The organism is Vibrio sp. KUL70 (genome assembly GCF_059725515.1).
Genome location: NZ_AP045834.1, coordinates 3107999 through 3119286 on the forward strand (window position 1 = coordinate 3107999; position 11288 = coordinate 3119286).

General features: G+C 46.1%; 13 protein-coding genes. 3 read left to right on the forward strand and 10 right to left on the reverse strand.

Going from position 1 to position 11288, the window contains the following annotated elements; all coding sequences use genetic code 11:
• Positions 1 to 5 precede the first annotated feature (5 nt).
• Positions 6 to 509 (reverse strand): type II toxin-antitoxin system RelB/DinJ family antitoxin, encoded by a 504-nt coding sequence (locus AC6I7V_RS14030; protein ID WP_025768936.1) that lies wholly within the window; start codon positions 507 to 509, stop codon positions 6 to 8.
• 566 nt (positions 510 to 1075) lie between these two features.
• Between AC6I7V_RS14030 and AC6I7V_RS14035 the strand changes: the two genes are divergently transcribed.
• From AC6I7V_RS14035 to AC6I7V_RS14045, 3 genes are read left to right on the forward strand one after another with little or no spacing between them, the layout of a single operon-like run.
• Positions 1076 to 1267, forward strand: coding sequence for a helix-turn-helix transcriptional regulator (locus tag AC6I7V_RS14035; RefSeq protein ID WP_025630236.1), 192 nt, complete (start codon positions 1076 to 1078; stop codon positions 1265 to 1267).
• Between the two features lie 12 nt (positions 1268 to 1279).
• Complete coding sequence (locus AC6I7V_RS14040) at positions 1280 to 2953, forward strand: DUF927 domain-containing protein (RefSeq protein WP_498011069.1); 1674 nt, start codon at positions 1280 to 1282, stop codon at positions 2951 to 2953.
• 60 nt (positions 2954 to 3013) lie between these two features.
• Positions 3014 to 3349 (forward strand): helix-turn-helix domain-containing protein, encoded by a 336-nt coding sequence (locus tag AC6I7V_RS14045; RefSeq protein ID WP_498011070.1) that lies wholly within the window; start codon positions 3014 to 3016, stop codon positions 3347 to 3349.
• A gap of 20 nt (positions 3350 to 3369) precedes the next feature.
• Here AC6I7V_RS14045 and AC6I7V_RS14050 read toward each other — a convergent pair whose 3' ends face one another.
• The 9 genes from AC6I7V_RS14050 to AC6I7V_RS14090 all read right to left on the reverse strand — a co-directional run bounded on the left by AC6I7V_RS14050 (position 3370) and on the right by AC6I7V_RS14090 (position 11051).
• Positions 3370 to 4548, reverse strand: a complete 1179-nt coding sequence (locus tag AC6I7V_RS14050) for a site-specific integrase (protein WP_498011071.1) — start codon at positions 4546 to 4548, stop codon at positions 3370 to 3372.
• A gap of 171 nt (positions 4549 to 4719) precedes the next feature.
• A complete protein-coding gene (gene mnmE, locus AC6I7V_RS14055) occupies positions 4720 to 6081 on the reverse strand; it encodes a tRNA uridine-5-carboxymethylaminomethyl(34) synthesis GTPase MnmE (protein ID WP_255229554.1) in 1362 nt (453 codons plus the stop codon).
• Between the two features lie 138 nt (positions 6082 to 6219).
• Complete coding sequence (gene yidC / locus AC6I7V_RS14060; RefSeq protein WP_032548628.1) at positions 6220 to 7839, reverse strand: membrane protein insertase YidC; 1620 nt, start codon at positions 7837 to 7839, stop codon at positions 6220 to 6222.
• 2 nt (positions 7840 to 7841) lie between these two features.
• Complete coding sequence (yidD, locus tag AC6I7V_RS14065) at positions 7842 to 8099, reverse strand: membrane protein insertion efficiency factor YidD (protein WP_084181753.1); 258 nt, start codon at positions 8097 to 8099, stop codon at positions 7842 to 7844.
• Positions 8066 to 8389 carry a ribonuclease P protein component gene (rnpA, locus tag AC6I7V_RS14070; protein WP_032548627.1) on the reverse strand — a complete coding sequence of 108 codons (324 nt, stop codon included), beginning with the start codon at positions 8387 to 8389 and terminating at the stop codon, positions 8066 to 8068. Before rnpA ends, yidD begins: the two co-directional genes overlap by 34 nt.
• A gap of 45 nt (positions 8390 to 8434) precedes the next feature.
• Complete coding sequence (gene rpmH, locus AC6I7V_RS14075; protein WP_004735800.1) at positions 8435 to 8569, reverse strand: 50S ribosomal protein L34; 135 nt, start codon at positions 8567 to 8569, stop codon at positions 8435 to 8437.
• 207 nt (positions 8570 to 8776) lie between these two features.
• Positions 8777 to 9514 carry an amino acid ABC transporter ATP-binding protein gene (locus tag AC6I7V_RS14080; protein WP_255229553.1) on the reverse strand — a complete coding sequence of 246 codons (738 nt, stop codon included), beginning with the start codon at positions 9512 to 9514 and terminating at the stop codon, positions 8777 to 8779.
• Positions 9511 to 10182, reverse strand: coding sequence for an amino acid ABC transporter permease (locus AC6I7V_RS14085; RefSeq protein WP_032548625.1), 672 nt, complete (start codon positions 10180 to 10182; stop codon positions 9511 to 9513). The genes AC6I7V_RS14080 and AC6I7V_RS14085 overlap by 4 nt, the downstream gene beginning before the upstream one ends.
• Before the next feature lie 119 nt (positions 10183 to 10301).
• Positions 10302 to 11051 (reverse strand): amino acid ABC transporter substrate-binding protein, encoded by a 750-nt coding sequence (locus tag AC6I7V_RS14090; RefSeq protein WP_032548624.1) that lies wholly within the window; start codon positions 11049 to 11051, stop codon positions 10302 to 10304.
• Positions 11052 to 11288 lie beyond the last annotated feature (237 nt).

The following is an 11288-nucleotide window of genomic DNA, read 5'->3' on the forward strand; positions in this document are numbered from 1 at the left end:
GCGTGCTAGCTAAAGATGGCTTGCCAACGACAAAACGCATTGCGGTGCCTGTCTGTCCATTGGGTGCAAATCACGTAAGTTTTTTCATCTCGCTGGGCCACTTTCGTGGTGGAGTAGCGGTTGCGCTCTTTGGCATCTTTGGCTGCACTGCGAATGTCTTCTGGCCGTGGTGATTTAGCCAGTTTAAGCACCGGGAATGACAACCCGAAGGTGTTGCGACAATAGGTTAGCTGGGTGAGGTTTTCTATTTCACTCTGTGGTAGAGCGTGCTCAACCAGGTCTTGGATAGCTTCGGTTATCTCGGCATTGCTGATTTTGTTTTGTGCTTGGCTGTGTGAGGCCTCCTGCGCTTCTGCTTCATTTTCGAGGGCAACAGAAAACGGAAAGCCTTTGGCCTGAACGGACTTTGCTAGAAATACGTTGATGGCCTGCTCAATCGGTAAACCTAATTCAGCAAAGAGACTCGTTGCTTTTTCAAGAAGTTGAGGGTCTATCTTGGTTGCTTTCATATGACTCACAAAACCTACAAATTGTAATTTTTGTATCTTAGCGGGTTTGGTGTGTAGTGGCGAGTGCTTGGGTCAAAAAAGCGAGAAGAAAGGGGTGTAGTGATTGCTTTGGATGAGGGAGGTGTACCGTTTTCGTCAAATCGGTACAGTTTGATAACGGGATAATTTAAAGAAAGTGTTTTATAACAATAATTTGAGTCAGGTGGTTGGTTTGGCTGTACCGTTTTAGGTGTACCGAACAAAAGCGGTACACTTAGTTGTTTTGTCCGTTCAAAGCATCATGTTTTGCTACTTTCACATGTGAAAGAGAGTCTCTAGTAACTATGCACTATGCGTTAACCATGATGAATAGCTTAACGCATAGCGCTTTGTGGCTTGGTGAATAACAGTGAAGCAATGCCTACTCACGTTACCGCCTCATTATCTGCTTCTGTAACCCTAAACTACGAATTCGACAGGCATATTTTCACGCCAAACTGCCCAAAATGGGCCTGAGCACCGCGCGCCTTTGCGTTGCTCACCTTGCAAACTATTTCTTGATTATCCATTAGCTATCAGGAGTAGTTATGACCGAACAAAAACAATCAAATCAGCTATTAAGCTATCAAGAAGTTTGTCAGTTAACTCAGTTGTCTCAGGCAACCATTCGCCGTTATGTGAAAAATGGTTCTTTTCCTTCTCCAGTGAATTTATCGCCTGGTGCTCGAAGTGTGAGATTTCGTGTTGAAGACGTGCAGAAGTGGCTGCTGAGCCTGTGATAGGGAGGTCATATGAAGTTTCGTCATCATCATGATCAACTACAGTATTTCTGCCGTGAGCGAGGCTGGCGTTCGTTAAGCTCTTCGGTCAAAGTTCTTGCTAGAACGCGTTCGCCTGATCGGAAGTCAGGGTTCAGTGCTTGCATTGAAATAATCAATATGGACAGGCAGATGATCCGAATGATAGTGCCTGCCAGAAAGATTATGGGAGGGACCAACTATCAGCTAAGAGATGAATTGTTTGATACCGGTTTTTGGCTAGAACCTGAGCAAACTGCATGGAGTATGGTCCAGCGCTATTTGCGGGAAGAGCTCAAAGCGGCAGAAACGGCCTTTTGTGTCACAAGAACAGGTTGGCATAACAAGGTGTTCGTTACTCCGGAGAAAAGTTTCGGACGGTCAGATGAGTCTTACTACTTTTCTGGTGGTATGGCTGATTCACTCTGTTTGGCAGAAGGCAGCTTAGCGGAATGGCAAAGTGAAGTCGGTTCTTTGTTGGTCGGCAATCCTCTGCTCATATTTTCTGTTGGTGTTGCGTTGGCCGCGCCGCTTCTCAAGCCTGTTGGAATGGAAAGTGCGGCATTTCATATCATGGGGCCGTCTTCGTCGGGGAAATCTGTCACATCGTTTGTTGCGGCGTCTGTTTATGCTGATAAGTCTTATATCAAGTCTTGGAAAACAACCGCTAACGGTATTGAGGCGGTTGCATCAGAACATCACGACATGTTGCTTGTGTTAGATGAGCTAGGGTTGTGCTCGGCGGAAGAAGCCAGTTCTGCGGCTTATCAAATCGTAAACGGATGTGGGAAGCTGCGAGCCACAGAAACAGGCGGCCTGGCGAATATTGCCAATTGGCGAACGTTGACATTGAGCAATGGAGAGGTTGGCCTGACAGAGCTGATGGAGTCCTCTGGTTATCAAGTGAAAGCAGGTCAGCTCATTCGAGTTATCGAAATTCCAGCGGAAGAGCGTTTCGGTTGTTTTGCGGATCTACACCGATTTTCCTCACCATCTCAGTTTGCTGAGCACTTGGAAAAGCAGACTCAAAAGTACTTTGGCACTTTGTTCACGGCTTGGATGACGCTTATTTCAGATAAGCCCGATCTGGATGTTGTCTTACAGCGTGAAATCGAAACGCTGAGGCAGCATTGGTCTAAAAGCAATTATTCCGGCCAGGTTCATCGGGTCTTGAAGCGCTTTGTCCTGGTTGGTGTTGCGTTGTCTGTTGCGTCACGAAACCAGTTAGTGCCATGGCCTGAAGAAGAGTCGCTGTATTCTGTATATAGCGTTTTTAGTCGTTGGTTAGCTCACAGAGGACACCAGCACAATCAAGAAACGTATGAGGTTCTGAGTGCTTTGAAACAAGCGATTAGCCATTGGGAAAATAAGCTTCCTGAATTCTGTACAAGCAGACCGTCAAAGTTTGGTTACTGGCGGCAGGATGGTGATGACGTCCAGTGGCTTATCCACAAACAAGAGTTTGTTAAGCAGCTACGACTGCGGCGTCAATACAAGAGTCAATTGAGCCCTTTAATTCATAAAGGGTGGTTTGAAACCAATGAAGATCGTAGGGGAACACTTCGGATTATCGAAAAGAAGAATGGTACTGAGTTTGATCATCGTTTTTTCGCCTTCTGGCCGGAAAAGATCCTCTCTGAGTTGAAGGAGATGGGTATTGATGAATAGTGCATTTCCCGGTTTTCCCACTCTTCCCAGAGACATTCCAATGGGTGAGGCGGTGATACGATGACAACCAACGAGCAAGTTCTTCTTCAATCCATTCTCGCCAAAATAGATCGTGTTGAGCGCGCTGTTCTGGAGCAGCGTTTGCAGCAACAAAAGGTGGAGTTGCTTGGAAAGGATATTCTAACTGTTGATGAATGTGCTGTCTTACTCGGTTTGTCTACAAACCAGCTGTATAAGCTAACGAGCTCGGCAGAGATCCCTTACTTTAAGCTTGGCAAACACCTCCGATTTGAGCGTCAAGCAATCATGGATTGGGTTGAGGAGCAGCGCGTTTCATCTCGCCATGAGATAGAAAAAAGGGCAGCAAACTATGTCGCCACCACTTCTCGTAAGTAGTACCTTCTATAGCAGCGGCCTTAGGCCGCTGAATCCTTTCCAGAAGAAGCAAAAATATCGGGGAATGTGAGCATGGCTTCCATCCTACGTTGTTCTATGATGTCAGCGTAGATCTCGGTTGTCTTAAGTTCGCTGTGGCCGAGCAGTTTCGATACTGCGTATATATCGATTCCTCGGCTAAGCTGAATTACAGCAAAAGTATGACGACCAGCATGGAACGTAACGTGCTTACTTATTCCAGCAGCCAGAGCCCATCTAAGCAGCTCTACATTTATATAAGAAGAGTATTTTAATCCCTTGAATACGCGCTCGTGAGAGGCTTTGGGGCTACCCAAAAGTGATTCTGCTGACTTTGGTATGTCTAAATACTGAAGGCTCTTAGCATCGCCCTGAGAGAGTTTGGCTTGGTCGAAGATAATTCGTTTGTGATTATTGAATGTCTCTACTTCTGACCAAGTAAGTCGATGGATATCGCACCAACGCATCCCCGTTGCACATGAGAACAAAAACGCACGTTTAAGGACTGGGTAGCGACATTCTGTGTGAGCTAAAGCGTTGACCTCATCCAATGTGAGATAAACACGCTTAGTCGTTTTCGCTTTGATACTGGTCACTTGTGAAAGCGGGTTATCACGAATAATACTTTCTCGATGCGCTTCGTTGATCGCCGCGCGAACTTTATTGAAGTAGGAGCTTTGTGTGTTGCGAGATAACGCGGTATCACTTTTGGTTTTCGCTTCATTGGTCAGGTAATACTTAAATCCGTCTAACCAGTCTTTATCCAGCTCATCAAAGCTAAGGTCATGTTTCCCGCAGTAGAACAGCAGGTGCTTACGTGCTGAAAGCCAGATCGAGTGGTTGGAGGTTGAGGTGGTTTGTTCTTTGATGTCAATTTGCCGTTGAAAGTAATCAATGAAGCTAGCTGAACGCTTAGTTCTATCCTCAAAACCATGCTTTTGGGATTGCCACTCAACCAGTCGTTTACTCTTAATGGTTTCGGCTAGGAGAAGGTGCTCTTTGTTATGTTTTCGCTGAGCTGGTGTTTTGGGTTTGTCATAGATAAACAGATCCAGCACTTCGTGTTCACGTTTTCGCTGACGAGATCCGTTTGATTTAGTTGTATAACCGTGGTCATAAATGAGACGCAATGTTCGCGTTCCACCTGCTTTAAGTGTCCGTTTTTCAATGAAAATTTTCATGTTTGTCCCCAATTGGTCCCCAATACGGCATTTATCATGTCATTGGGGACCAACTGGGGACTAGATTTGGCAATTAACGGCAACGGATGGAAACAAACGGCAAATGACGATCTAATAAAATCAGTGTGTTATCTACCGTTGCTTGCTGTTGTTTTCCGTTATTTGCCCACTTTACTTCCCGATACAGAAAGAAGAGAAGATGCGACCGAGTAGGTCATCTGAGCTGAACTCACCGGTAATCTCGTTAAGGTGCTGTTGAGCAATACGCAGCTCCTCTGCCAAAATTTCACCTGCCATATAGCCTTCAAGCTGCTGTTGACCAATATCCAGGTGCTCTGATGCGCGTTCTAGTGCATCAAGGTGACGTCGGCGTGCCATGAAGCCGCCCTCATGGCCACCAGCAAAGCCCATACACTCTTTGAGATGATTACGAAGAGAATCAATGCCTTGGCCTGTTTTCGCTGATAGACGAATGAGCGTAGGGTCATTCACATGACAGATCCCCAGTTCCTCACCCGTTTGATCGGCTTTATTACGGATCACCGTCATACCGATTTTAGCCGGTAAACGATCAACAAAATCAGGCCAGATATCTTTCGGGTCCGTCGCGTCTGTGGTTGTGCCATCCACCATAAATAGCACTCGGTCTGCTTGTTCAATCTCTTCCCAAGCACGCTCAATGCCGATTTTCTCGACTTCGTCAGATGCGTCACGCAGGCCTGCAGTATCGATGATATGCAGTGGCATGCCATCAATGTGGATGTGTTCACGCAGTACGTCACGTGTGGTACCGGCAATATCAGTCACGATTGCGGACTCTTTACCAGACAGTGCGTTGAGTAGGCTCGATTTACCCGCATTAGGACGACCGGCAATTACCACCTTCATGCCTTCGCGCATGATGGCGCCTTGGTTAGCCTCTTGGCGAACCGCTTCCAAATTGTCGATGATAGCCTGTAAGTCACCACTTACTTTACCGTCGGCTAGGAAGTCGATCTCCTCTTCTGGGAAGTCGATTGCCGCCTCAACGTAGATACGTAAGTGGATCAGTGACTCCACCAGCGTGTTGATGCGCTTTGAGAACTCACCCTGCAGTGACTGAAGCGCCGATTTCGCCGCTTCTTCTGAGCTTGCATCAATCAGGTCAGCAATCGCTTCTGCTTGGGTTAAATCCATTTTGTCATTGAGGAATGCGCGCTCTGAGAACTCGCCTGGACGTGCAGCACGTACGCCTGAGATGGTTAGAATACGTTTAATCAACATGTCCATAACCACAGGGCCACCGTGACCTTGAAGCTCAAGAACATCTTCACCAGTGAAGGAGTGCGGGTTAGGGAAGTAAAGGGCAATACCTTGGTCTAGCTCAATACCATCATGAGATTTGAATGGCAGGTACTCAGCGTAGCGAGGTTTTAAAACCTTACCTGTGACCTCTAGAGCAACCTGAGCTGCCTGTGGGCCTGAAACGCGGATAATACCGACACCACCACGCCCGGGCGCGGTCGCTTGAGCAACAATCGTATCTGTAGTCATAGTTGTGCCTGCTAGCAAGTGAACGCCGATAGGGCGCTCACGATTAATCAATTAGCTGAATTGTAATCAGCCCAAAACAAAAAGGCGACCTTTTGGCCGCCTTTCTTTTAACTCTTAGTCTTACCGACTGCGTAACGCTTACTTAGAGTGTAAGCCTTTCTTCTCCAGCTGCTTGTAGATAAGCGTTTGCTGAATCAGAGTTACGATGTTCGATACTAGCCAGTAAAGAACCAGACCAGATGGGAAGAACAGGAAGAAGAATGTGAACATAACCGGCATGAAGGTCATGATCTTCTGCTGCATTGGATCCGTTACTGTTGTCGGGCTCATCTTCTGAATTAGGAACATTGAAGCACCCATTAGAAGTGGCAAGATGTAGTAAGGGTCTTGTGCTGAAAGGTCAGTAATCCAACCGAAGAACGGTGAGTGACGCAGTTCAACAGACTCCATTAGTGCCCAGTATAGAGAAATGAAGATGGGCATCTGTAGAAGGATAGGTAGACAGCCGCCTAACGGGTTTACTTTCTCTTTCTTGTACAGTTCCATCATTTCTTGACTCATGCGCTGACGGTCATCGCCAATACGCTCACGCATTGCAGTCAGCTTAGGCTGAAGCATACGCATTTTCGCCATAGACGTGTACTGAGCTTTCGTTAGTGGGTACATAGCACCACGAACGATGAATGTTAGGATGATGATCGCTACACCCCAGTTCGATACAAAGCCTTGAATGAACGAAAGCAGAGTATGAAGTGGTTTTGCAATAAACCATAGCCAGCCGTAGTCCACTACTAGGTCTAGGTTTGGTGCAACTTCAGCCATTTGGTCTTGAAGTTTTGGACCAACCCATAGTGTGGCTGTGAAGTTTGCTTGGTCGCCATTTGCAATCGTCTTGTTTGGCATGCGAACACCGATGTCGCCAAGGTTGCCAATTACACGAGTGTAAAGGTTGCTGCCTGCTTCGTCGCGTGGGATCCATGCACTTGCAAAGTAGTGTTGGATCATCGCTGCCCAACCTTGACCGTTTGCTAGGTTAAGAGATAGGTTGCGATCTTGCATATCGTCGAAGCTGTATTTTTTGTAACGCGTGTCTTCCGTAGAGTAAGCACCACCACGGTAAGTTGGCATTGTTAGGCTACCGCCGTCATCCATCACGTTTTGACGTAGGTGAGCGTACATACCAAATGTTGCGTTGTTGCCTGAGTTGTTCACCACATCGTATTCAACATCAATCGCGTAGCTGCCGCGCTTAAGGATGAATGTTTTGGTGTAATCAAGGCCGTTCGCTTGGTAGGTCATTGGGATGCGTAGTTCATCTTGACCATCCGCCAGTGTGAAGCTGTCAGCTGAAACTGTGTAGCTTGGGCGGTTCGTGCTGCTTAGATCGATACCTTGTGGGCCAACAAGACCACTTTGAGCGATGAATTGGTGACCAGGTTCGTTCTTAAGTAGAACAAAGCTGTCTTCTGAATCGTATTCAGCAGAGTAGTCGTTAAGGCTTGCCGATACCACGTCGCCACCAACCGTATCAATTGACAGAGTCAGTACATCAGTGGTTACTGTGATCGCTTTTGCCGAAGCAACTTGACCCGGAGCTGGATCTAGGTCGTCTGCATAAGATGGCGCTGGTAGAGTGCTGCCAGATTGTGCCTGCTCAACCGCTTGTGGTGCTGGGTTCTTCGCTACGTTCCACTGTTGGAAAAGTAAGAAAGATACCAGAGCCAGTGCGATTAACAGGATATTACGTTGAGAATCCATCGTTATTTATCTCTGTCTTGTTTTTGGACTGGTGGAACGGGGTCATAGCCCCCTTCGTTCAAAGGATGGCATTTTAATAGACGTTTGCCTGATAACCAACACCCTTTTACAAAACCGTGAGCTTTCAACGCTTCTATCGCATATAAAGAGCAGGTTGGAGTAAATCGGCAGCGAGGGCCAATGAGTGGACTAATGAACCATCTATAAAAATAGATAGGTATTAGCGCTAACCACGCGAAGGGCGAGACAGGCGAAGCCATAATTTGTCTAATAATTTGAACATTTCTTCATTGCTCAAATCTTGCGCGCTCTTTTTAGCAATAACAACAAAATCTTTGTTAGGAAGTTTGTGTTGATTGTTACGAAAGCTTTCACGGCATAGGCGCTTAAATTTATTGCGACCAACGGCGGTTTTAATCTGCTTTTTCGGAACGGCTAATCCAAGACGAGGATTTGAAAGAGAGTTTTTACGAGCAATGATGGTGAAATGAGGGGAGCCAGCTCGATGAGCTTGCTTGAAGACATTTTGATAATGTTCGGGAGTTAACAAGCGTAACTCCCGACCGAAGGCTAGCTTTTTCAAAATAATCAAAGATTACTTAGAAAGACGCTTACGGCCTTTTGCACGACGTGCATTGATTGTTGCGCGACCGTTCTTAGTAGCCATGCGAGCACGGAAACCGTGAGTACGCTTACGCTTTAGAACTGTAGGTTGAAAAGTGCGTTTCATTGTAATTACCTTACTGATCAGTAGTTTTAGGTTTTTGTTAAACCCGGCGTGGGTATTGTTTCCTCTCTTTATATAAAGGAAGGAAAACCGACGCCTCTCAACAAAGAGGCGGAATTGTAATCACTGTCACAAAAAGTGTCAATGATTGGGTTAACTAAAATTCCGGTCGGGGGATTATACGTAGAATCTCTAAAATCTCAAGGATCCTTACTCGATCCCAACCTTATTTAGGAATTTTTTTAATTTAGGATCTTGTGGATTACCAAAAATATCCTGTGGAGATCCTTGCTCGACAATGTGGCCATCAGCCATGAAGATCACGCGATCCGCGACTTCTCTCGCGAACTGCATTTCATGGGTAACCACCAGCATGGTTTGATGCTGATTTGCCAATTTTTTCATTAGGTTAAGTACTTCACCGACCCATTCAGGATCGAGTGCAGAAGTCGGCTCATCGAACAGAAGTAGCTCTGGTTGAAGGGCCATCGCACGGCCAATACCTACACGCTGCTGTTGACCGCCTGAGAGCGCGGCTGGGTAACTATCAGCCTTATCGCCTAGACCAATATCATCAAGGATTTGTTGTGCTTTTTCATAGGCTTGCTGCTTCTTCCAACCACGTACCGTGATCAAGCCTTCAGCGATGTTTTGCTTGGCGGTTTGATGCGCAAACAGTGCGTAGTTTTGGAAGACAAAGCCGGTCTTACGACGCAGCGCTAATACCTCAGCTTTGGTGTGTTTTTCAACGTCCACCTTGATGTCATCAATCGCAATCGAGCCTTGATCGGCATGCTCTAGAAAGTTCACGCAACGCAATAGGGTCGACTTACCAGTACCACTCGAACCGATGATAACGATAATCTCACCTTGTTGGATTTCAAGGTTGATACCTTTAAGGACTTCCGTCTCTCCAAACTGCTTGTGGATATTTTCTAATTTGATCATCGTGCATACGCCTTATTCAGTTTCGCTTCGGCCCATAGTTGAATGCGAGTTAAAATCACCACTACACCCCAGTAGATAAGTGCTACGGCTAAGAACGCTTCGAAGAAACGGAAGCTTGAAGAGGCCTCCATTTGCGCTTTTGCCATAATCTCAGCCACACCAAGGGTGAAGGCAAGCGAGGTCGACTTAATCATATCAATGAAGTAGTTCATCAGTGACGGTAGAGCGACACGTGTTGCTTGTGGCAGGATCACACGGCGCATCGCCTGACTGGTCGTCATACCTACCGAAAGACTCGCCTCCATTTGGCTGCGGTCGATACCAATAATCGCGGCACGAATACTCTCTGCCATGTAGGCGGCGAAGTGCAATGTTAAACCAATAACAGCGGCACTGAAGGCATCTAAGCCAACCATCCATGGGAACACTTGCGGCAAGCCGTAGTAAAGCAGGAATAGCTGTACCAGCAGTGGGGTACCACGGAAGAAGCTAATATAGAGTTGGCTGAGTTGATCCAGTACTGGGATTTTGAACACACGAATGTTTGCTAGTATCACAGACAGGATCAGGGCAAAGAATAGGCCCCATATTGCCATCTCCATGGTTGTGCCTAGATACTTAAACAGTATCGGTAGCAACTCCAGCATGTAATTAAAGTCAAATCCCATAATCTATCTCGTTTGGTTATGTCAGGCGTTGGGTAATGTGTTGTGGTTATTAGCGACTAAAAAAAGAAAAACCCACTGCAGAGAAAATGCAGTGGGTTATGGCTGTTTAGAGTGAGTGATTACTTCTTAGTAATGTCTGCACCAAACCACTTCTCAGAGATTTTCTCTAGAGTACCATCAGCACGCATTGCTGCAAGTGCTTCGTTTACTTCTGCTTGAAGCTTCTTACCGTTTTCGTTATCAACAAATGGCCATGCGTTTTCGATCGTTTCGAAAGGTTGACCTGCAAGTTGCAACGGTAGACCTGTTTTCTTGATCAGCTCAAGTGCTGATAGGCGGTCCATAACAAAAGCATCTGCGCGACCTAGTGCTACATCGTGCTCAATACCTGTGTCGTATGTCTTTACGTTGATTTTGCCGTCTTTGTCGTAGTTACGCAGCAGTTGTTCAAAGTTTGAGCCTAGGTTAACCGCAACGGTTTTACCATCTAGGTCTTCAATGCCTTTAATGCTGTCGTTACCTTTACGTACAGTAATCTGTGCGCCATCAACTACGTACGGGTCAGCAAAAAGGTATTTTGCCTTACGTGCGTCCGTCATTGTGATTTGGTTTGAGATCGTATCGATACGACCTGTTTCAAGAAGACCGAATAGACCAGAGAAGTTCGCTGTTACGTACTCCACTTTGTAGTCATTACGTTTACCAATTTCATCCCACAGATCCACTTCAAAGCCTTGCAGCTTATCTTGCTTCACAAACGTAAACGGGAAATAACGGCCAGACATGCCTACTTTTACTTCAGTGGCAGCTTGAACAGTAGCAGCAGATAGTGCGATAGCCGCAATTGCAGCTTTAACCCAGTTTTTCATTTGGTAACTCCTTATCATTATGGGGTGAGATGTTACTGGGAAAACAGTCAATAGAATAAATAACCAGATGTTATTAACCATAACCAGATTGAATTCTAATTTTGGGGATAACTAGACAGGATCCGGGCATAAGTGGATCATTATGTGAGTAAATTTGGGGCAATTTGTGTGGATCCAGACATTTTGGCTAAAATTATTGTGAATAACTTGGATCTTATTCACTGGATCCGCGATCAA